At 62.0% G+C, this 21,384-nt stretch carries 22 protein-coding genes; 11 read left to right on the top strand and 11 right to left on the bottom strand.

The annotated features are described in order from the left end of the window. Positions 1-132 precede the first annotated feature (132 nt). From L8K08_RS02635 to L8K08_RS02610, 6 genes are all read right to left on the bottom strand, one after another. On the bottom strand, positions 133-1,032 hold the full coding sequence (locus L8K08_RS02635; protein WP_145162815.1) for a DMT family transporter: 900 nt from the start codon (positions 1,030-1,032) through the stop codon (positions 133-135). A 264-nt stretch (positions 1,033-1,296) separates the two neighbouring features. Beyond that, positions 1,297-3,855 (bottom strand): TonB-dependent receptor, encoded by a 2,559-nt coding sequence (locus L8K08_RS02630; RefSeq protein WP_242194149.1) that lies wholly within the window; start codon positions 3,853-3,855, stop codon positions 1,297-1,299. Between the two features lie 128 nt (positions 3,856-3,983). Continuing rightward, positions 3,984-4,952 (bottom strand): FecR domain-containing protein, encoded by a 969-nt coding sequence (locus L8K08_RS02625; RefSeq protein WP_242194147.1) that lies wholly within the window; start codon positions 4,950-4,952, stop codon positions 3,984-3,986. Continuing rightward, positions 4,949-5,488, bottom strand: a complete 540-nt coding sequence (locus L8K08_RS02620; protein ID WP_242194145.1) for a sigma-70 family RNA polymerase sigma factor — start codon at positions 5,486-5,488, stop codon at positions 4,949-4,951. The genes L8K08_RS02625 and L8K08_RS02620 overlap by 4 nt, the downstream gene beginning before the upstream one ends. Before the next feature lie 137 nt (positions 5,489-5,625). Next, positions 5,626-6,498 (bottom strand): dihydrodipicolinate synthase family protein, encoded by an 873-nt coding sequence (locus L8K08_RS02615; protein WP_242194142.1) that lies wholly within the window; start codon positions 6,496-6,498, stop codon positions 5,626-5,628. Positions 6,499-6,525: 27 nt separating this feature from the next. After that, complete coding sequence (locus L8K08_RS02610) at positions 6,526-7,308, bottom strand: aldolase (protein WP_242194139.1); 783 nt, start codon at positions 7,306-7,308, stop codon at positions 6,526-6,528. Between the two features lie 160 nt (positions 7,309-7,468). Here L8K08_RS02610 and L8K08_RS02605 point away from each other — a divergent pair, with 160 nt between their 5' ends. Next, positions 7,469-7,996, top strand: a complete 528-nt coding sequence (locus tag L8K08_RS02605; RefSeq protein WP_242194137.1) for an XRE family transcriptional regulator — start codon at positions 7,469-7,471, stop codon at positions 7,994-7,996. 141 nt (positions 7,997-8,137) lie between these two features. Here the strand turns inward: L8K08_RS02605 and L8K08_RS02600 are convergent, their stop codons facing one another. After that, positions 8,138-9,154 carry a DUF4917 family protein gene (locus L8K08_RS02600; protein ID WP_106577052.1) on the bottom strand — a complete coding sequence of 339 codons (1,017 nt, stop codon included), beginning with the start codon at positions 9,152-9,154 and terminating at the stop codon, positions 8,138-8,140. 123 nt (positions 9,155-9,277) lie between these two features. Here L8K08_RS02600 and yiaY point away from each other — a divergent pair, with 123 nt between their 5' ends. From yiaY to L8K08_RS02570, 6 genes are all read left to right on the top strand, one after another. Further along, positions 9,278-10,426 carry an L-threonine dehydrogenase gene (yiaY, locus tag L8K08_RS02595; RefSeq protein WP_145162829.1) on the top strand — a complete coding sequence of 383 codons (1,149 nt, stop codon included), beginning with the start codon at positions 9,278-9,280 and terminating at the stop codon, positions 10,424-10,426. A gap of 92 nt (positions 10,427-10,518) precedes the next feature. Further along, the gene (locus tag L8K08_RS02590; RefSeq protein WP_242194135.1) at positions 10,519-11,193 is read left to right on the top strand and encodes an NAD(P)H-binding protein; all 675 of its coding nucleotides are present in this window, start codon (positions 10,519-10,521) and stop codon (positions 11,191-11,193) included. Continuing rightward, positions 11,193-12,104 (top strand): LysR family transcriptional regulator, encoded by a 912-nt coding sequence (locus tag L8K08_RS02585; protein ID WP_145162833.1) that lies wholly within the window; start codon positions 11,193-11,195, stop codon positions 12,102-12,104. Before L8K08_RS02590 ends, L8K08_RS02585 begins: the two co-directional genes overlap by 1 nt. Before the next feature lie 218 nt (positions 12,105-12,322). Then, a complete protein-coding gene (locus L8K08_RS02580) occupies positions 12,323-13,516 on the top strand; it encodes a CaiB/BaiF CoA-transferase family protein (protein WP_145162835.1) in 1,194 nt (397 codons plus the stop codon). Next, a complete protein-coding gene (locus L8K08_RS02575) occupies positions 13,513-14,454 on the top strand; it encodes a hydroxymethylglutaryl-CoA lyase (protein ID WP_242194134.1) in 942 nt (313 codons plus the stop codon). Before L8K08_RS02580 ends, L8K08_RS02575 begins: the two co-directional genes overlap by 4 nt. 59 nt (positions 14,455-14,513) lie before the next feature. Next, positions 14,514-15,845 (top strand): MFS transporter, encoded by a 1,332-nt coding sequence (locus L8K08_RS02570; protein ID WP_242194132.1) that lies wholly within the window; start codon positions 14,514-14,516, stop codon positions 15,843-15,845. Here L8K08_RS02570 and L8K08_RS02565 read toward each other — a convergent pair whose 3' ends face one another. Beyond that, positions 15,846-16,334, bottom strand: coding sequence for a DMT family transporter (locus L8K08_RS02565; RefSeq protein ID WP_242194130.1), 489 nt, complete (start codon positions 16,332-16,334; stop codon positions 15,846-15,848). A 68-nt stretch (positions 16,335-16,402) separates the two neighbouring features. On the opposite strand from L8K08_RS02565, the gene L8K08_RS02560 reads away from it, so the two are divergent. The 4 genes from L8K08_RS02560 (at position 16,403) to L8K08_RS02545 (ending at position 19,099) form a co-directional block, all read left to right on the top strand. Continuing rightward, the gene (locus tag L8K08_RS02560; protein ID WP_242194128.1) at positions 16,403-17,317 is read left to right on the top strand and encodes a LysR family transcriptional regulator; all 915 of its coding nucleotides are present in this window, start codon (positions 16,403-16,405) and stop codon (positions 17,315-17,317) included. Between the two features lie 27 nt (positions 17,318-17,344). Then, positions 17,345-17,755 carry a fosfomycin resistance glutathione transferase gene (fos, locus tag L8K08_RS02555; RefSeq protein ID WP_242194126.1) on the top strand — a complete coding sequence of 137 codons (411 nt, stop codon included), beginning with the start codon at positions 17,345-17,347 and terminating at the stop codon, positions 17,753-17,755. Between the two features lie 55 nt (positions 17,756-17,810). Next, on the top strand, positions 17,811-18,452 hold the full coding sequence (locus L8K08_RS02550) for a LysE family translocator (protein ID WP_106577042.1): 642 nt from the start codon (positions 17,811-17,813) through the stop codon (positions 18,450-18,452). A 119-nt stretch (positions 18,453-18,571) separates the two neighbouring features. Then, a complete protein-coding gene (locus tag L8K08_RS02545; protein ID WP_106577041.1) occupies positions 18,572-19,099 on the top strand; it encodes a DUF4142 domain-containing protein in 528 nt (175 codons plus the stop codon). Positions 19,100-19,155: 56 nt separating this feature from the next. On the opposite strand, the gene L8K08_RS02540 is transcribed toward L8K08_RS02545, so the two are convergent. The 3 genes from L8K08_RS02540 to L8K08_RS02530 form a co-directional block, all read right to left on the bottom strand. Beyond that, complete coding sequence (locus L8K08_RS02540) at positions 19,156-19,581, bottom strand: low affinity iron permease family protein (RefSeq protein WP_145162849.1); 426 nt, start codon at positions 19,579-19,581, stop codon at positions 19,156-19,158. A gap of 114 nt (positions 19,582-19,695) precedes the next feature. After that, positions 19,696-20,196, bottom strand: a complete 501-nt coding sequence (locus L8K08_RS02535) for a methylated-DNA--[protein]-cysteine S-methyltransferase (protein WP_145162851.1) — start codon at positions 20,194-20,196, stop codon at positions 19,696-19,698. 247 nt (positions 20,197-20,443) lie between these two features. Further along, positions 20,444-21,337 carry a LysR family transcriptional regulator gene (locus L8K08_RS02530; RefSeq protein WP_145162853.1) on the bottom strand — a complete coding sequence of 298 codons (894 nt, stop codon included), beginning with the start codon at positions 21,335-21,337 and terminating at the stop codon, positions 20,444-20,446. Between the last annotated feature and the right edge of the window lie 47 nt (positions 21,338-21,384).

Genomic DNA, 21,384 nt, shown 5'->3' with positions numbered 1-21,384 from the left:
GGGAGTGGGCTTGTGTGGGAGCCGGGCTTGCCCGCGATGGCGTCACCTCGGTTTTCTGATAGACCGAGTTGTCTGCATCGCAGGCAGGCCAGCTCCTACACAAGCCAGCTCCCACAGATGCGTGCCTTCAGATTAGATTGCGTTCACCTTGGCGGCAGGCGCTGGCTGCACCGCCGTCTTGCGCCCCAGCATCACCGTCACGATCACCCCGCAGGCAAACAGCCAGGTGATCGGCTCGATATGCTCACCAAAGAACAACGCCGAAAACGCGATGGTGAAGAAGATCTGCAGCAACTGGATCTGGCTGACCCGCGCAATGCCGCCCATCGCCAACCCGGCGTACCAGGCGAAGAACCCCAGGAACTGCGAGAACAGCGACACGTAACCAAACGCCCACCAGGCACGCGTGGAAATCGCCCCTTGATGCTGCGCCGCCAGGTACCACACCGGGCCGATCAACACCGGCGTCGACAGCACCAGCGCCCAGCAGATCACCTGCCAGCCGCCCATTTCCTTGGCCAGGCGGCCACCTTCGGCATACCCCAGGCCGCCCACGGCAATCGCGCCGAGCATCAGCAAATCACCGGCCTGGACACTGCCGGCACCGGTGATCAACGCGTAACTCAACACCAATGCACTGCCCAGCGCCGCACAGGCCCAGAAGGCTTTTGACGGCCGCTCATGGGACAGCCACGCCGCATACAGCGCCACGCACAGCGGCTGCAGGCCGTTGACCAGCGCGCCATGGGAGGCTGGCAAGGTTTGCATGGCCCAGGCCGACAGCACCGGGAAGCCAAGGATCACGCCGGCTATCACCAGGCACAGCCCGCGCACCTGGCGCCAGGTGGGCCAGCGCTCGCGGCGCCACAGCAACAGCGCCGCCGCCGGAATCGCCGCGAACAAGGCGCGGCCCAGGCCGTTGAGCAACGGATGGACTTCCTGCACGACGATGCGGGTGAACGGCAAGGTGAGGCTGAAGATGATGACGCCCAGCAGGCCAAGGGCCATGCCGGTGTTTTCGCGCGAGCTCATGATGGGGACCCGAATCGAGAGGGCTTCAAGGGAAGCCCATCTAGCCACAACCCTCGCCGATTGCTGGCCTACAGCTGGGTGCGGATTTATCCGTACAGTTGCAAACGCTCGGGTTGGCAGTGCCGCCGCCTTCGCCGCCTCGACAGCGCCCACCGAAGATCGCGAGCGAATGGAGATCCATGTGGGAGCTGTCGAGCTTTAGCGAGGCTGCGAAGGGCTCGCCTCGGTCGTGCAGACTAACCCAGACACCCGCAGCGCCTAACCTTAGAAGAACCGCGTAATGCTGATCTTCGCATCGCGCCCTTTGGTGTAGGCACGGTCGCCACTCAGGGCCGGGCGGAAGTCGTTGTTGAGCAGGTTGTCCACGGTGACATTCACCTCGGTGCCTTTCAGGTAAGCCTGTTGCGGTTTCCATTTGGCGAACAGTCCCTGGGTGTTGTAGGCCTTGTTACCGTACTGGTCGTAGAACAAGTCGCCCACGCTGCTGCCCGGCCCGCCGGAATATGTGTCGCTGGGCAAGCGGTCGGTGGCGCCGACGAACTGGCCTATCCAGCCCACCTGGGCATCCCAGGCGGGAATATTGGTGCCCAGCACCAGCACCCATTTGGTCGGTGGAATGTCACGTGCCGCCACATCCGGCCCCCATGGGTTGGTGTAGGCGCCTCGGTGATCACCTTTGGCGTAGGCGAACGACACCGAGCCGAACAAGTAGGTGGAGTTATAGAACGATTCGAGTTCAAAGCCCTTGATGGTCAGGCCGCCGATGTTGCGGTAATTGGGCATCGCCCCGGCCGGGCAGGCGCTGGAAATCGTGCCGCCGTTGACGGCCTGGTTCTGGCAGCCGACGCCGGTGGCCTTGAAGATTTCGTCTTCGACTTTGTTGTGGAACAGCGTGGTGCGCACTTGCAGGTTGTCGTCGTGGGCGATCAGGTTATCGAAGCTGACGACGCTGCCCACGGTGATCGACGTGATGCGCTCCGGGTCGAGGTCGACGCTGGTGGCAGTGCGGCTGCCCAGGCCTTGCACTTCATACTGCTCGTCGATGACCGGCGCGCGCCAGGTTTTGCTCCAGTTGGCGAACAACCCCAGGTTCGGTGTGACGTTCCAGAACAACGCCAGGCGTGGCGACCAGCCGGTGTAGGTGCGGTCGCTGTAATCGTGGCCGAACGACGGGTCCGGGTTGTTGTAGTACGGCGCATCGTTGCCTTCGCCGCGGTTGCGCACGTGGTCGTAGCGCAGGGACGGGGTGATGGTTACATCGCCCACGGTCACCGCATCCTGGACAAACAAGCTCTGCGTATCGACCTTGCCGTGGGGCATGAAACCCGGCTGGAAATGCCCGTAGTTGTAGCGCGCCGTGTTGTAGGTGGTGCCCGGCATCCACATCTCGGTTTCGCGGATGTGCTTGCGGATCTGCCCACCCACGGTGACGGCATGCTGCAAGGGCCCGGTGCCAAACAGGCTGACGTTGCGGATGTCGAGGTTTTTGTCGGTGTAGGACGTGTCCATCTTGCGCCCGCCGGTGGCCAGCTGGAAAAACGCCGTGGCGTCGCGCTCGTCGGTCTGGTCGGTGTTGGACTGGGAATATTTGACGGTCAGGTCCACCAGCGGGTTGTCCACCGGCTGGTATTCGTACTTGCCCGACCAGGTGGTGTCGACGGTGTCACGTTGGGCTAAAAAACGCTTCAACGCCCCTTCGTAGCCGTAGCGATCGATGTTGGCCTGGGTCGGCGGCGTCGGGTAGCTGGCAGCAGAAAACGGTGTCCAGCGATTGCTGTGGGAACGCGAGTAGGAAAGCCCGACGCTGTGCTCTTCGGTCAAGTGGGCGTTGACCTTGAACAACTTGCCGTCCACATCCTGGGCGCTGTTGGGCAGGCGCTGCGGGTTGACCGGGTATTCGTTGTTGTCGTTGGGCAGTTTGGCGGCGACTTTCATGTCGCCGCCGTCGCGCTGGGTCAGGTAGGCCAGCGCGTCGAAACGGCCGTCGTCGGTGCGGCCATACACGGCACCGCTGTAAACCTGTTCGTGGTCGTTGCTGGAGTAGCCGTACTTGAGCATCGCGCCGCTGTTGCGACCGTCCTGGAGCAGGTCCGGGGCATCTTTGGTGGTCATGTTGACCGTGCCACCAAAGCCGCCGTTGCCGGTGAACGGTGAGTTGGGGCCTTTCTCCACCTCAATGCTCTTGATCAGCTCGGGCTCGATAAACACCGTGCCTTGCTGGTAGCGCTCAAAGCCGCTTTTGGTGGCGCCGTCGACGGTCATGGGCACATCTTCGGCATCGCCAAAACCACGGATGTTGATGGTCTGGCCACCGGGTTTGAGCGAACCGCCCTGGCTCACGCCGGGCAAGGTCTGCAACAGGCTGGGGATGTTATTGGACTGGTAGCGGTCGATGTCGGCCTGGCTGAGGGTGGAGCGGTTGACGGTGCTTGAGTCGACTTCGTTACCGGTGCCGATCACGCTGAGTGCGTCCAGCTGAATCGCGCTGCTCTGGGTGGTCTTGCCCTCGTCGGGGCGGACCACGTAGGTGGTGCCGACCTTGATCAGGGTGAACTCGCCGTTTTTGAGCAGGCTGCGAATCGCCACTTCAGGGGTGAAGTCGCCATTGAGCGCCGGCGCTTGCACGTTCTTGAGCAGTGTTTCATCGAACAGCAGCTGGATTTTCGCCTGCTGCGCCACTTGGCTCAGGGACGTGGCCAGCGACTGGGCGGGCAGTTGCAGCTTGAAGGATTCGGCCTGGGCATTGAGGCTGAACGCCAGGCAGGTGGCAATCAGCGTCGGTCGAACAAACAGGTGCGAAGCGTGGCAAGGCGCGCGAAACATGAAATCCCCCGGGGTGGCTAAATAGCCAAAAAGGTGTGCGTATCAAACACAGTCGGGAGGAAGACGGGGCAGGCCAAAAAAACCACACATGCGAATGCAAAATATTCTCAAGTGTGGCTGTGCCAGTCTTACTTGATGGGTTCGATTCTCACCACGCCATCGGCCGAGGCCACGGTTTTCACCGGCAGCAGGGCAGGCAGTGCGTTGAGCAGGGCGTCCGGGTCATTCACATCCAGATTGCCCGAGACCTTCAGGTGTGCCACTGATTTGCTGACCTGCAGCGGTGCCTGCGGCCGATAAAGGCTCAGCTCGTCGATCAGGCTGGCGAGGTCGCGGTTGCGAAACGACAGGTGCCCGCTGCGCCAGTCCGCCACTTCTTCAGCACTCAGGGTTTGTTGTTGCACTGTGCCCTTGGCGTAGCTGTAGATAGCGCGTTGTTGAGCGCCGAGCACGCTCACCGGGCTTTTGCTGTCGGGCTCGAACGCCACCTGGCCATGGGCGACGCTGACCACCAGCTGCTGCTGGCTGCGCCGCACATCGAAACCGGTGCCGACCACCCGCACATTCGCCTCGCCGGCTTGCACGTACAGCGGCCGTTCCTTGTCGGCGGCGACGTCGATGTAGAGTTGGCCCTTGTCCAGGTGAAGGATGCGTTGGTGGGCGCTGAAATCCACGCGCAGGCGTGTGTTGGCATTCACGTAGAGGGTGCTGCCATCGGGCAGGTTCAGGGTGCGCATGCCTTTGGCATGCGCGGCAACCTGGCTGTGATAAAGCTCGCGCGGTGCGCCGATAGGTGTGGCCAGCACGGCGCACACCAGCGCGGCCGCCACTGCCAGGGCAGGGCGCCAGAGCGACGGCTTGCGTTTGGGCAACGGCACCGGTTTGTTCAATTGCTGCAACTGGGCGAGGTCGGCCCACAGTTGCTCGAACTCGGCATAGGCGCGCGCATGGGCGGGTTCGGCCTGCCAGGCAGCAAAGGCCCTGCGGTCGGCGCGCCCGATGTGACTGCGGTTGCGGGCAAACCAGCTGGCGGCTTGGGCATCGATGGAGTCGCTCGCTTCGATGTCCAGCGCGTCAAGGTCGCTCAGGCGGTTCATTCTGGCTGCTCCGTGCCGGGTTCGTGTTGAAGGCGTCGCTTGCAATGCAGCAGGGCCAAGGCGATGTGCTTTTCCACCATGCTGGTCGAAATGCCCATGCGCTCGGCGATCTGCGCCTGGCTCAGGCCTTCGAAGCGGTGCAGCATAAGGGCTTCTCGCCTGCGGGGCGAGAGCTCGGCGAGGACTTCTTTCAACTGTTCCAGGCGTTGCAAGCGTTGCGCGGCGGCCATGGGGTCGTTTTGCTCGTCGGTGACCGGCTCGGCGTCCCTTGCGGCCGGGTCTGAGTGGACGCTCTGCCGTACCTTCTGTTTACGCCAGTGATCGCGCAGCAAATTGCGCGCCATCTGGAACAGAAACGCCCGTGGCTGCTCGACCTTGGCGCGGTCGCGGTAGTCCAGCCATTGGGTGAAGACATCCTGGGTCATGTCCGCCGCGTCGCTGGCGTTGTCCGTGCGTTTGCGCAGGAAATACAGAATGTCTGCATAAAACCCGCGAAAGGCATCGGCCGACAACGGGTCGGGCTTGGGACGAGACATGGATATCCTTCTTGACGAAGCACGACGTAGAAAAGCCGCGAATGATATCGAGAACTATTGTCATTTGTCTCTAGATAACCGATGCACTCAGTCAAAATGTGGGCGCTGGCAAGCCAGCTCCCACGGGGACCACTGCTCTAGCGCAACAGTGTCTTCAACTGCTCGATCCCGGCTTCATTCAGGGGGAACACCGGCAAGCGTGGATCACCCGCCTCCAGACCGGTCAACCGCAACCCGGCCTTGATCGTCGCCGGCAAACCGCCTTTGAGGATGAATTCCAGCAGCGGCAACTGGCGATAGAACAATTCCCGCGCCAGTGTCAGGTCATTGGCCAGCACCGCGTTATACAAATCCAGGTTGAGCTTCGGGATCAGGTTCGGCGCCGCCGTGCACCAACCCTTGGCGCCTGCCGCAAACGCTTCCAGGGCCAGCGGGTTGCAGCCGTTGTAAAACGGCACGTCACTGTGACGACGCAACTGGTGCATGCGCTGAATATCCCCGGTGCTTTCCTTGACCATGGTCACATTCGCCACCTGCTTGACGATGCGCAGGATCAAGTCCACCGACATGTCCGTGCCGCTGGTGGCCGGGTTGTTGTAGAGCATGATCGGCACGCCGATGCTCTCGCCAATCGCGGCGTAGTGGGCAAGGATTTCCGCTTCGCTGAGCTTCCAGTACGAGGCCGGCAGCACCATCACCACATCGGCGCCATTGGCTTCGGCGTAACGCGCGCGACGCACGGCTTTGGGGGTGGTCAGGTCGGACACGCTGACGACCGTCGGTACGCGTCTGGCGATTTTTGCCAGGCTGTAGGCACTGACCTCATCCCACTCCGCATCGCTCAAATACGCGCCTTCGCCGGTGCTGCCCAACGGCGCGATGGCGTGCACGCCGCTGTCGATCAACCGGTCGATGGAGCGGCCGAGGGCGTCGAGGTCAATGCGCTGGCCGTCGGCGCTGAACGGGGTGATGGTGTAACCGATGATGCCGTGAAGAGTGGGGTTGGACATAAAGAGTCTCCGCTTGAAAAAGGGCAATCAGTTCAGGCAATCGGCGTGTTGTCGCAGGTTCTGCCGGGCGTAGTAGTTGAACGCGGCGCCGTGGCGCTTGGGTTTGGAGATCCAGTCATGCGCTTCGCGGCCAAGTTCCGGCAGGATCGGCTTGATCGTGCCTGCCGCCATCGCCAGCAGCTGCAACTTGGCCGCACGTTCGATCAACTGCGCGATCACGCAGGCTTCCTCGATACTCGCCCCGGTGGACAGCTGGCCGTGGTGCGAGAGCAAAATCGCACGCTTGTCGCCCAACGCAGCAGTGATGATCTCGCCTTCCTCATTGCCCACCGGCACACCCGGCCAGGCCTCCAAAAGTGCGCAGTCTTCGTACAGCGGGCAGAGGTCCATGTGCGACACCTGCAGGGGCACTTCGAGCATCGACAGCGCGGCGATATGCGTAGGGTGCGTATGGATGATGCAGTTCACATCCGGCCGCCCACGGTACACCCAGGTGTGAAAACGGTTGGCCGGGTTGGGAATGCCGTGGCCTTCCAAAACCTCCAGGTCCTCATTGACCAGCAGCAAATTGCTGGCGGTTATCTCATCAAAACCCAGGCCCAATTGCTGCGTGTAATAGGTGCCAGGCGTTGGCCCGCGGGCGGTGATCTGCCCAGCCAGACCAGAGTCGTGGCCGTGCTCGAACAGGATGCGGCACGTGAGCGCCAGCTTTTGCCGGTCGGTCCACGTATTATCCGCCAGGGTGTTTTGCATCTGCATCAGTGCTTGCTTGACCAGTTGGTCTTTGGGGAGTGCTAATGTCTTGGCCATATCGGTGTCCCTTGGGTGGTTCAATGGACGTCGGGTTTGCTGCTCTCCCGCTGCTCGCAAGGTCGTTGGGTGAACGCAAATGACACTAAAGATGCTATATGACACTTTGTGTCATTGGCAAGCGCAGCCTTGGCTTTTCTGCATGGATTAAACGCAGCACATGTCTATCCGTTTGAAATTATTGAGAAAAAAACTTGGCGTGACCCTTGAAGCCCTGGCCGAAAAATCCGGGATGACCAAGAGTTACCTGTCCAAGGTTGAGCGCGGGCTCAACACGCCGTCGATCGCCGCCGCGTTGAAGCTGGCCAAGGCGCTGAACGTGAAGGTCGAAGAGCTGTTCAGCGAAGACAGCGTCAGCCTCGACAGCTACAGCCTGGTGCGCAGCCACGAGCGGCCCGACACCGCGCCAGGTTATGCGGTGCTGGCCCATCAGGTGAGTGAGCGCAGCTTGCTGCCGTTCATCATCTACCCGCCGGCGCAATTCACTGACAAGACCTTCAAGGAGCATGTTGGGGAGGAGTTTTTGTTCGTGCATGAAGGCCAGGTCGAAGTGGATTTCATGAGCGAACGGGTGATTCTGGCGCGCGGCGATGCGCTGCATTTCAATGCGCAAAAGCCCCACCGGATTCGCTCGGTGGGCGAGGTGCAGGCGCAGTTGTTGGTGGTGGTGCACAGCTCAGAAGAATGACCGTGTTTCCAGGTTGGAATACAGTCAGTGTGGGAGCGGGCTTGCTCGCGAATGCGGTGTGTCAGCTCCACATAAGTTGACTGACACACCGCATTCGCGAGCAAGCCCGCTCCCACATTTTGATCTTCTTTGTTCGGGGGATCAGCGCTCGACCGGCACCGAGAGCGCCGAATTACCCAACGGATGGGTGCGCGCCGCAAAAAACTTCAATTCCACACCGCTGCCCTCAAACAGCTCCGAATACCGGCGCTTCTGCTGGCGGATAAACCCGTCGCTGCGCCCCGACACCGAAATCGCCAGGGTCGTGATCCTGGCCTGGCAAAGCGCATCCACCAAGTGCTTATCCTGCGGCCCCAGGTCGTGGCCGAAAATGCACAGCGCGCCCGTATGGGTCAGCAACTGCTCATAACAGAACGACAAGTAGTCCGAACTGCGGATGGTCTTGAGCTTCTCTTCCACCTTGCCTTCGCTGACAAACAGCGGCACGTCGTCCAGGGTCTTGATCGTGTTGTTGATCGCAAAACTGCTCAGCAACGTGCTGTCGGTGGACGGCAATTTACGCGCGGTGCCGTCGAGGTTACGCACCAAGTGAAGGCCGCCGTGCAGGTACAGAATGCGCGTGGCGTCGGTGCGCGTGTTGCGCAGGTCGAAGCTTGAGTCGGCGCTGCGAAACAGGTCATCGATGCCCGGCGTGTGCAGGATGGCCCAGTAGTTGAGCAGGTCGTAGTTGGTGGTGAAGACGGTGGCGTAGTTGGCCAGTTCCGCGTTGATCGTCGCCAGTGTGGATGGCTGCACCAGGCGCCACGGAATATGCACGGCGTGGATGGTATTGATCAGCGCTTCCTTGATCGCGTAGTAGCGATTACGCGGCGCCGCCGAGCTGACCGCCAGCGCCTTGTTGACCCGGCTGGTGGTTTTCAGTGCGCCCAGCGCTTGCTCGAAGCTGCGGGTTTGCAGGGCGTCAAACACACTCAGCTCGGATTGGCTGAGGGGTTTTTCTTCGACGGTGCGGGCGTTTTCAAACAGCGAGTCGTAGGCAAAGTCTTCCCAAATCACCCGGCTCGCGCCGTTGCCGATCAGAATCCCACTGAAGTCGACAGCGCTGCGCAGCGCGCTCCAGTCTTCAAGGTGGGCGTCAATATCCTGGAAATCCTTCATTGCGGCGGGTCTACTCGAAATCGGCTGGGTGGTGACTTTATCACGAGCTGGCGTTGATCCTGATCAAGATGCCGCGGCCAACTCAGGTGGATCCTGTAGGCATAACGCCTCTGAGGATTTGCCATGAGCAGCACCTTCTTCATTCCCGCCGTCAACATCATGGGCACCGACTGTCTCGATGAAGCCATGGTTGCCATCCGCAATTACGGCTTTCGCAAAGCGCTGATCGTCACCGACACGGGCCTGGCCAAAGCGGGCGTGGCCAGCATGATCGCCGAGAAGCTGGCGATGCAGGACATCGACTCGGTGATCTACGACGGCGCCAAGCCCAACCCCAATGTGGAAAACGTCGAGAAAGGCCTGGCGCTGTTGCAGCACGGCCACTGCGATTTCGTGGTGTCGCTGGGCGGCGGTTCGCCCCATGACTGCGCCAAGGGCATCGCCTTGTGCGCCACCAATGGCGGGCATATCGGCGACTACGAAGGCGTTGATCAATCCAGCAAGCCGCAACTGCCGCTGGTGGCCATCAACACCACCGCCGGTACTGCCAGTGAGATGACGCGCTTTTGCATCATCACCGACGAAACCCGCCACGTGAAAATGGCCATCGTCGACCGCAACGTCACGCCGCTGCTGTCGGTCAACGACCCGACGCTGATGGTCGGCATGCCCAAGGGCCTGACCGCCGCCACCGGCATGGACGCGTTGACCCACGCCATCGAGGCCTACGTGTCGACCGCCGCCACACCGATCACCGACGCCTGTGCGATCAAGGCAATCGAACTGATCAGCGCCAACCTGCGCCTGGCGGTACGCGACGGCAGCGACAAGGTCGCGCGGGAAAACATGGCCTACGCGCAATTCCTCGCCGGGATGGCGTTCAACAATGCGTCCCTGGGGTTTGTGCACGCCATGGCCCACCAGCTTGGCGGCCTTTACGACCTGCCCCATGGCGTGTGCAACGCGGTGTTGCTGCCCCACGTACAAAGCTTCAACGCCAGCGTCTGCGCCAAGCGCTTGAGCGACGTGGCGCGCGCCTTGGGCGCCGACATCAAGGGCATCACGCCGGAAGAGGGCGCCCAGGCCGCCATCGCCGCCATCCGTGCGTTGGCCCAGGAGGTTGAAATCCCGGCCGGCTTGCGCGAGCTGGGGGCCAAGCTGCAAGACATTCCGCTGCTGGCCACCAATGCGTTGAAGGACGCCTGTGGGCTGACCAACCCGCGGCGCGCCGATCAGCGCCAGATCGAGGAGATTTTCCGCAGCGCGTTCTAAAGAGGGCGGTCGCACGCGGCAAGCGATAAGCTACAGGCTCAACTGCATTCAACTTGAGCACGAAGCTTGCGGCTTGCCGCTGAGGTCCCCCCATGAGAGTTCTGTTATTCGGCGCCACCGGCATGGTCGGCCAAGGCGTGCTGCGCGAGTGCCTGCTGGCCGCAGATGTGCAGGAAGTCGTCGCCGTTGGCCGCACCCCCTTGACCCAGGAACACGGCAAGCTGCATCAGGTGCTGCACGGCGACATGCTGGATTTCCAGCCACTGGAAAACTTGCTGCAGGGGTTTGATGCGTGCTTCTTCTGCCTCGGCGTTTCGTCGGCGGGCATGAATGAAACCAGGTACACCCACCTCACCTATGACCTGACCCTGGTCGCGGCCAGTACCCTGGCGCGGCTCAATCCGCAGATGACCTTTATCTACGTGTCCGGCGCCGGCACCGACAGCTCCGAAGCGGGCAAGTCGATGTGGGCGCGGGTCAAGGGCAAAACCGAAAACGCCTTGCTGCGCTTGCCGTTCAAGGCGGTGTACCTGTTTCGGCCGGGGGTGATCCAGCCGCTGCATGGCGTGCGCTCGAAAACGCCGTTGTACCAATCCTTTTATTCCGTGCTCGGGCCGCTGCTCACGTTTGTGCGTCGGCTCAAACCCGCCTGGGTAGTGAGCACCGAGACCGTCGGCCAGGCCATGTTGGCGGCCGTGCGCCATGGCGCGCCAAACGCGGTGGTGGAGCAGGCCGAGATCAATCGCCTGGCCGCCGAGCGCAGCTGATGTTGCACAAGAGCCTGGTGCGTCGCCTGGATCTGATCACCTTGCAGCTGTTCGTTGCGGTGTTTGAAGAGGGCACGTTGACTCGCGCGGCAGCCCGTGAAGCCATCGCGGTGTCGGCCGCGAGCAAGCGGCTGATGGAGCTGGAACAGGTGCTGGGCGTCAGCCTGTTTGTGCGCCGGGCCAAGGGCATGGACCTGACGGCGGCGGGCGAAACCCTGCTGCACCATGCGCGGCAGATGCTGTTCAACGTCGAAAAAATGGGCCTGGAACTGGGCGAGCACAGCCATGGCGTGCGCGGATATGTGCGCATGCTGGCCAATCTGTCGGCGATCATTCAGTTTCTGCCGGAAGACTTGCGGGACTTTTGCGCGCTGCACCCCGAGGTGAAAACCGACCTGGAAGAACGCCCCAGCAATGGCGTGGTACAGGGCGTGCTGGACGGCGTGGCCGACCTTGGGATCTGTTCCAGTGACGCTGACACCAAAGGCCTGCCCAGCGTGACCTATCGCCACGACAAACTGGTGGTGCTGATGCCTGCGGCGCATCCGTTGGCCGCACGCGAAACCCTGGCGTTCGCCGAAACACTCGACAGTGATTATGTTGGCCTGCATGCCGCCAGCTCGATCAATATGCGCACCCACGCGGCCGCGCGCGAGGCCGGCAAGATGCTGCGCCTGCGCATCCACGTGCCAGGGTTTGATGCGATGTGCCGGATGGTTCAGGCGAACATGGGCATCGGCATCCTGCCGCAAAAAGCTTACGAGCTGTTCGGCCGCGCGTTGGGGTTGCACGCGGTGCCGCTCACGGATGCCTGGTCGGATCGCAGTTTGATTGTGGTGATACGTGACCAGGCGCAGCTGTCGCCAGTGAGTCGCCTGTTGTTTGAATACCTGCGCGGGACGCAAGCGTAATTCAGACACGCACGGCCTCACCGCGAGCAAGCCCGGCTCCCACAGGGAAACCCGCTCATCTGTGGGAGCCGGGCTTGCCCGCGAGAGCGATCTGATGGGCGCCGACAGGGCGTAGCCGTTCGCAATCCACGAACGCTGCTTGCCAACTGACGGTTGGATTTCTCCCACGGCTGTCCTCTAGCCTTGGCCACACATTCCAAGAATAAGAGGCACACCCCATGACGGCTCCATTGAGCGGTATCAAGGTGATTGAGATCGGCACCCTGATTGCCGCGCCGTTCGCCGCCCGGCTGATGGCCGAGTTTGGCGCCGAGGTGATCAAGATCGAAGCCCTGGGTCAGGGCGATCCGCTTCGTAAATGGCGAAAGCTGCACGAAGGCACTTCGCTGTGGTGGTACCTGCAATCGCGCAACAAGAAATCCCTGGCATTGGACCTCAAGTCCCCGGAAGGCCTGGGTTTGATCAAGCAATTGCTCGGCGACGCCGACGTGCTGATCGAAAACCTGCGCCCCGGTGGCCTGGAAAAACTCGGGCTGGGCTGGGACGTGTTGCACGCCCTCAACCCCAAGCTGACCCTGGTGCGCATCTCTGGCTATGGCCAGACCGGCCCCTACCGCGACCGCCCGGGCTTCGGTGCCATCGGCGAGGCCATGGGCGGCATCCGCTACACCACCGGCAACCCGGACTCGCCACCGGCGCGGGTGGGCGTGAGCCTGGGCGATTCCCTCGCGTCACTGCACGGTGTGATCGGCGCGCTGATGTCGCTGCTGCGGGTCAAGACCGGGCAGGGCGACGGGCAGATTGTCGATGTGTCGTTGGCCGAAAGCGTGTTCAACCTGATGGAAAGCCTGGTGCCTGAATACGACATGCTCGGCCACGTGCGCGAGCGCAGCGGCGGCGCCTTGCCCGGCATCGCGCCATCCAATACCTACCTGACCGCCGACGGTGCCTATGTGGTGATCGCCGGTAACAGTGACCCGATCTACAAGCGTTTGATGACCACCATCGGCCGCGCCGACCTGGCCGACGCGCCGGAGTTTGCCCATAACGATGGCCGCGCGGCGAAAAGTGGCTTGCTCGACGCGGCGATCACGCACTGGACCAGCAGCTTGCCCATCGACCAGGTGCTCAGCGCCCTGGAGGCTGCCGAGGTGCCGGCCGGGCGCATCTATTCGGTGGCCGATATCGTCAGCGACCCGCATTACCAGGCGCGCGACATGCTGCTCAATGCCGAACTGCCTGGCGGCGTGTCGGTAAAAATGCCCGGCATCGTGCCCAAGCTGTCCGAAACCCCCGGCGCGGTGAACTGGCAAGGCCCTACACTGGGCCAGCACACCGACGACATCCTCGGCAGCCTCGGCCTGACCGATACCGATATCCAACGCCTGAAAACCTCGGGAGTGGTGCAATGATCACCGATTATTCTGACCCGCTGATCGTGCAGGAAGTGTCCCCGCGCGATGGCCTGCAGATCGAGCCAACCTGGGTCGAGACCGCCGACAAAATCGCGTTGATCGACCAGCTGTCGCTGGCCGGGTTTTCGCGGATCGAAGCCGGTTCATTTGTCTCGCCCAAGGCCATTCCGGCGTTACGTGATGGCGAGCAGGTGTTCCAGGGCATCGCGCGCAAGCCCGGGGTAATTTATGTGGCGTTGATCCCCAACCTCAAGGGCGCCCAGCGCGCCATCGAGTCCCGGGCCGATGAGTTGAACCTGGTGATGTCCGCCAGCCAGACCCACAACCTGGCCAATATGCGCATGCGTTGCGAGGCCTCGTTGGCGGCTTTTAAAGACATCGTCAGCTTCGCCGCCGACTACCCGGTGCGCCTCAACGGCAGCATCGCCACCACCTTCGGTTGCCCGTTCGAAGGCACGATTGATGAAGACCGCGTGCTGCAAATCGTCGATGCCTATCGCGCGTTGGGCATCCAGGGCATCACCCTGGCCGACACCACCGGCATGGCCAACCCGCGCCAAGTTGAGCGCCTGGTCAAGCGTGTATTGCAGCATGTGCCAGCCAGCGATCTGACCCTGCATTTTCACAACACCCGCGGCCTGGGCTTGTGCAATGTGCTGGCGGCCTACGAAGCGGGGGCGCGCCGATTTGATGCGGCCTTGGGCGGCCTTGGCGGCTGCCCGTTCGCGCCGGGGGCGTCGGGCAATATCTGTACCGAAGACCTGGTCAACCTGTGCGAGGAGGTTGGGATTGCCACCGGGATCGACCTGCCGCACCTGTTGCACATGTCCCGCCGACTGCCGGCGCTGCTTGGCCATGAGCTGCCCGGCCAGGTGGCCAAGGCCGGGCGCAACGGCGACCTGCATCCGCCGCCCGCTTACATCGCCACGCTGTAACACCGCACCAGACAACAAAAACAATCGGGCGCCGTTGAGCAGCCCGCTGGAGAGAAAGCATGAGCACTAATACGTTAGAGGCCGGCGCGCGCCCGGCCGCTGAGATCGATGCCGAAAAAGCCCTGGTCAGCAAGGTCGCCTGGCGCCTGATGCCGCTGATCATGGTGTGCTACCTGTTCGCGTTTTTTGACCGCATCAACATCAGCTTCGCCAAGTTCCAACTGCAAACCGACCTGAGCCTGAGCGACACCGCTTACGGCCTCGGCGCCGGGCTGTTTGTGGTCGGCTATGTGATCTTCGAAGTGCCGAGCAACATGATGCTGTACAAGGTCGGCGCGCGGCGCTGGATCGCGCGGATCATGATGTCGTGGGGCCTGGCCACGGCGGCCATGGTGTTTGTCACCGCCGAGTGGCAGTTCTACGGCCTGCGTTTCATCATCGGCGCCATGGAAGCTGGCTTCGCGCCGGGCGTGCTGTATTACCTGACCTTGTGGTTCCCGCAACACTTTCGTGGGCGCATCACCTCGCTGCTGTTCCTGGCTTCGGCCTTTGCGGGGTTGGTCGGCGCGCCGTTCTCGGGGCTGGTATTGGAACATCTGGACGGCGTGTTGCAAATGCGCGGCTGGCACTGGTTGTTTCTGCTCGGCGGCTTGCCCTGCATCGGCCTGGGCTTTCTGGTGCTGACGTTGCTCAAAGACCGTATCGAAGACGCGCAGTGGCTGACGCCTGCAGAGAAAACCTTGCTGTCGAGCAAAATCGCCAGGCATGAGCCGAATCAGCACGGGGGGTCGCTGCTGTCGGCGATCCGCATTCCAGGCTTTTTGATGCTCGGCTTTATCTACTTCCTGATCCAGGTCGCGTCCTACGGGCTCAACTTTTGGGCACCGCAGTTGATCCGCAGCGCCGGCACCCAGAGCCCGGTGATGATCGGCCTGCTCACCGCGATTCCCTATGTGTGCGGCGCGATCAGCATGGTGGTGATCGGGCGGCTGTCGGACGCCACCGGCGAGCGGCGCAAGTTTGTCTGTGGCCTGGTGGTGTTGGGGGCGATTGGTTTTTTCAGCGCCGGGATTTTTGCCGACCACACCACGTTCCTGATCATCGCCCTGGGCATGCTGGGGGCGGGCATCATCGCCTCGATCCCGACCTTCTGGACCTTGCCGCCCAAACTGCTGGCGGGCGCGGGAGCCGGTGCGGCCGGCGGCATCGCGGTGATCAACACCCTCGGTCAGTTCGGCGGCATCGTCAGCCCGGTGATGGTGGGGCGGATCAAGGACCTCACCGGCAGCACCACCCCGGCGCTGTATGTGATCGGCGTGTGCGCCCTGTTGGCCGCGGCATTGTTGTTGTGGGGCTTGCCACACAAGCTGCGCACGCTCGACAAGGCCTGATCAGCCTGTCGCGGCCAACGCTCGGGCAGGCGTGCTGCTGAACTGAATCAACACCACGCCGCCAATCAACAACAGCGCCCCCAGCACGCGGGGCGTTGTCAGTTGGCGCTCCACCAGGCCGAACAGCCCGAAGTGATCGAGCAACAGTGAGGCAAGAATCTGCCCGGCCATGGCCAAGGCAATGAACCCCGACGCGCCGAGCTTGGGCAACAGCATCAGCGCCAGGGAAATAAAGCACACGCCAAAGGCACCCCCGGCCCACATCCACAACGGCGCTTGAGTGATGAACGCCAGGCTCGGCAGCGGTAAACGCAGCGCCAGAATGACCGGCAGCAGCACGATAATACTCACCAACAGTGACGCCAGCGTGGCCCACAACGGGTGACCGAGCCCGCGCCCGAGGTTGGCGTTGATTGCGCTTTGAAACGGCACCACCGCCCCGGCGATCACCGCCAGCGCCAGCAAACCCAGCCAATGCAACGTTGTCATTTCGAATCTCCCAGAGGTTTTGCTGGACTCTAGGCTATTCGTCGCGCAAATTTAAATTCCAAATTCTTATGCTGAGCATGCAGCCGATGAATGATCTGCGTCGCGTCGACCTCAACCTGCTGGTGATTCTGGAAGCCTTGCTCAGCGAGCAACACGTCACCCGCGCCGCCGAGCGTCTGCACCTGAGCCAGCCGGCAGTCAGCCATGCATTGGCGCGTTTGCGGGATCTGCTGGGTGACCCCTTGCTGGTGCGCCAGGGCGGAACATTGGTGCCGACGGCGCGAGCCCTGGAGTTGGCGACGCCTTTGGCTGAAGCCCTGGCCCAGGTGCAAGCACTGTTGGCGCCGAACCGGTTTGACCCGGCGTCGGCCAAGCGCAGGTTTCGCGTGGCGATGTCGGACTACAGCGCGGCGATTTTCCTGCCGGCGCTGGTCCGCGTTCTGCGCCGTGAAGCCCCTGGCATCGACCTGCAAATCGTCCAGGCCAGCCGTGAAGGCATGGTAGACGCCGTGCTCAACGGCGACATCGACCTGGCCGCCGGGGTATTCCCCGATATGCCCGCCGAACTGCGCACCACGCCTTTGTTTGAGGAGCATTACACCTGCCTGGTCGACCGCAACAGCCTGCCGCCCAGTGGCGTGCTTGACCTGCCCACCTATTTGTCGCGCCCGCACGTGCTGTTGGAAATGCGCGGCAGCGGCACGCCGGAAATCGAGCGGGCGTTGACGGCGATTCGTGAACGGCGCCATGTGGCAATCAGCCTGCCGCATTGGGGCGTGGCGCCGCAGCTGATCCAGGGCACCGACCTGATTCTGACGGTGTCATCCAGGGGCTTGCTCACTATCGATCAACAGCATCTGCTGGCCGTGCCGCCACCGTTTCATATCCCCTCGTTCGCCGTTGAACTGGCGTGGCATGCGCGGCGGGGCGGCGATTCGGGGTTGCAGTGGCTGATTGGGCAGGTGCAAGGTGTGCTGTCCTAAGGCTATCGATCACAGGAAAAAACACTCATGCTCTCAGGCTTCAACCACCTGACCCTTGCCGTGACCGACTTGAACCGCAGCGTCAGCTTCTACCATGAGCTGCTGCAGCTTAAGCTCGACGCCACCTGGGACCAGGGCGCCTACCTCTCATTGCCCGGTTTGTGGCTGTGCCTGTCGCGCGATCCTTCGCGTTCAACCACACCTGCGGCGGATTACACCCATTACGCGTTCACCGCCGCCGCCGATGAGTTCGCCGCACTGGTGGCGCGCTTGCGCGACGCCAAGGTGCAGGAGTGGCGCGACAACCGCAGTGAAGGTGCCTCGTTCTACTTTCTCGACCCCGATGGGCACAAGCTTGAGGTGCATGTCGGCGACTTGGCTTCGCGTCTTCACGCCTGCCGTGCCAAGCCTTATGCAGGCATGCAGTTTTACCCGTAGCGCCAGAACGTGCAGAATCCCTGCACCTCTTCAACCGTCTGTCAGAGTCGCGTCCATGACCCCATCCTTACTGTTAGCTGTCCTCGCGTCGGGTTTTATCTACGGGATTACGCCTGGGCCGGGCGTCCTGGCGGTATTTGGTATCGGCGCGTCTCGCGGCCGTCGCGCCGGGGCGGGTTTTCTGTGCGGGCACTTGCTGGGTGATGTGGTGTGGTGCAGTACGGCGCTGGTCGCCATTGTGGGCGCGCGGGAAGTCGGCAGCAGTGCCTTTGATGTGCTGGGCGTGCTCAGTGGCGTGTACTTGTTCTGGCTCGGCTGGCGGGCGATTCGCACCCAGCGCCGCAGCAGCGATGCGCCTCAGGGCGCCGCGCGCCATCCGTTCTGGCACGGCATTCTGTTCGGCTTGACCAACCCCAAGGCTTACCCGGTGGCAGTTGCAACCTTTACCGCACTGCTGTCCAGCCGGGCCGAGTTGCTGACATGGGCAATGCTGCCGTCGTTGATCTTGCTGAGTTTCATCGGCGGCCTGCTGGCTTACGCGATTCTGATCGGCGTGGTGGGCGCCCAGCGCGTGCGCACGGTGTACCAGCGGCATGAAATCCTGATCACCAGGCTGTGTGGCGTGATGTTTATCGGCTTCGCCATTAACGCCCTGGCGCACGCGTTGCCGGGCCTGTTCGGCAGCAAACCGGCCTGAGGCGACGACGACCGTTCGTCGCGCTGGCGAGTTTTTTCTAAACCTTTGCCGCCCTGAAAATTCGAATTCAGGGCGGGGCGTATTTCCCCGCCCCTATTTTTGCCCTGGAGGAACCCATCATGAGCCGCATGGCTATCCGGTTACGCACCGCCAGTTTCGCGATGCTGCTGGGCCTCGGCGCCAGCAATGCTTTCGCCCAGTCGCCTGCTGAATTCATCGAGCAGGCTTCGGCCAAAGGGATGGCCGATATCGAAACCAGTCGCATGGCCCACGCCAGGACGTCGTCCCAGGAAATCAAGGACTACACCATCGAGGTCATCAACGAACGCACCCTGGCCAACCAGCATTTGGCGGCCATCGCCAAGAAGCTCGACTTGCCCGTGGCCCCGCGCGAGAAGATCGTCGACAAGGCCGAAACCCTGATGCCTGAACTCAAGGACGGCGACTCCTTCGACGCCGCCTACACCGCGCAGCAGGTCAAGGAAAACGAAGACGCCATCGCCCTGTTCAAGAAAGAAGGCGCGGCGTCGGATGTGCCAGAGATAAAAGCGCTGGTGGACGAGACGCTGCCCAAGCTCGAAGAGCGTCTGCAAAAAGCCCGTGCCCTGGCCTCGACTTACGGTAAAGGTCATCAAGGCGACGGTTGATTGCGTCACCTGAAACGAAAAACAGCGGTTGGATGATTTCCAACCGCCGTTTTTTTTCAGGCTTGATTCAAGTCGGTTTTGTTGGGGTGCGCATCGTCGACCCTTTCACCACAACTGGAGCTCAAGCTGACCGTGCCGGTGTCACCGATGCTGCGGTATTGCTTGCGCAGTTGTTCCAGTTCTTTGCGGTCCAGGCCATCCAGGCTCAACACGGCGTTCTGGGCGTCCTTGGAGACGCGCAGCAGTTCGTCGATCTTGATATGCAGGATGTCGTTGTCGCGGTTTTGTGTGTTCTGGATCAGGAAGACCATCAGGAAGGTGATGATGGTGGTCGAGGTGTTGATGATCAGCTGCCAGGTGTCGTTGTAGTGGAAATAGGGTCCGCTCAGGCTCCACAGGAAAATCAACGCGACGGCCGCATAGAACGTCCGGGCGCTGCCTGCCCAGCGGGACAAGGATTGAGAGACTGCGGAGAATTTCATGACCGTTTTTCCTTAAGGGGTGGGTGATGAAATTATGGACCGCAGCGGTTCTTTGAAATTTCTTTTTACAAAAGCGCCGGTGAACAAAGTTGTACGTTTTTGTCGCGGTTCGCCTCACAAGCCCAGTTCTGCCTGGCGTCCACCTTCCAGCGCGAGCAAATATTGTTTGGCGCCAAGCCCTCCGGCGAACCCGGTCAGCCCACCGGAGGCGCCTATTACCCGATGGCAGGGCGCAACGATCGAGATGGGGTTACGTCCGTTGGCGGCGCCCACCGCGCGCACGGCCTTGGGGTTGCCGATTTGCTCGGCGATCTGGCTGTAGCTGCGGGTTTCACCAAACGGGATGGTCAGCAGCGCCTGCCAGACCTGCTGTTGAAAAGGCGTGCCGTTGAAGTCCAGTTCCAGCTCGAACTGGCTGCGTGCGCCGGCGAAATACTCGCGTAGCTGGCGCGCGGTTTCCATTAGCACCGGGCTGTCGTTGGCCTCGCGCAACTCGCCCAGGCGTACGCGGTTGGCGCGTTCTTGTTCCCAGAGGATCGCGTTGAGCTTGCCGTCGCGGGCCACCAGGGTGAGCTGGCCGACGGGGGAGGGCATGAGCGTGTATTCGTAGGGCATGAGCGGGCTCCTCGAAGGGCGGGTGTTAAAAGCCAGGACGCTACTGTAATGCCATCCGCCTGGTTGGAAACTGCGTTTCTTGCGATCAAATTCCTCAAGGGCTGGCCGTTCAATTGGCGCCAGTCGGGCCAATTGAAATCCCCGTAATCGCGAGACGAACACGCCGTCTGACGACGGTCGATGGTCGGTGTTGAATGAGCGTCTCGGCGTGTTGTTGCATCGAGGTCTTACGGTGTTTTCCAAGGCATTACCGGCTGTGTAACACCTGCGCAAGGATGGCGAGAAATGCATCAGCCAATACATTTTTCCTTTGCGCGGGCGTCAATACCAACAATTGCGCGCACGCATCCGCCTCCACCAGCGGCCGATACGTCACGCCCTTGTTCATCAGGCTTTGGGTACAGGCGGGCACCAACGCCACGCCTTGCGCGGCGGCCACCAAGGCAATGATCGAGGTGATCTGCCGCCCGGTTGGCCCCGCGCGCAAAGGCTGGGCGTGGCGGCGGTAAAGGTGCTCGATGGATTGGTTCAGACCCGACCCGTAGTCGGCCGGGAACAGAATCAGCGGATACGCACTGAGTTGCGTCAAGCTGACCTGCGCCAGCTTGGCCAGCGGACTGTCGCTGGACACCGCGGCCACCAGCCGCTCTTCGCCCAACGACAACGCGTGAACGTCTGCTGTCTGCGGCAACAGCCGACTCAATCCGATATCCAGCCGGCCGTCTGCCACCTGCGCGCCGAGGCTGCCCGAGGCGCACTCCACCAAGGTCAACTGCACATCGGGCAAGCGCTGGGCGAAGGCCTGGATCGCTTGGCTGAACAGGTCCGACAACGCGATCGAGCTGACATACCCGAGCGCCAATTGGCCTGCAGTGCCCGCTGCCAGTTTGCCGGCGATGACCCGTGCCAATTCAACCTGCTCCAACACGCCGCGCGCGTAGGGCAAGAACGAACGACCCTGGGCGGTGAGAGAAACCGTGCGGCTGGTGCGATCAAACAGCTTGAACCCCAGCTCTGTCTCCAGCGCTGAAATCTGTCGGGTCAGCGGCGGTTGGGCCAGGTGCAGGCGCAGTGCTGCGCGGCCGAAGTGCAATTCTTCGGCGACCGTCAGAAAGTAACGCAGCTTGCGTAGGTCGAGCATCCTGATCCTTGGGTATTGATCGGTTCGAAATCGGTATTGGTTTAAGA

It is taken from the genome of Pseudomonas sp. TREG-RG-20F-10-E-6-01, from assembly GCF_022662455.1.
Lineage (GTDB): Bacteria > Pseudomonadota > Gammaproteobacteria > Pseudomonadales > Pseudomonadaceae > Aquipseudomonas.
The sequence above is the reverse complement of the archived record's forward strand: the minus strand, read 5'-3'. Positions and strand labels throughout refer to the sequence as shown.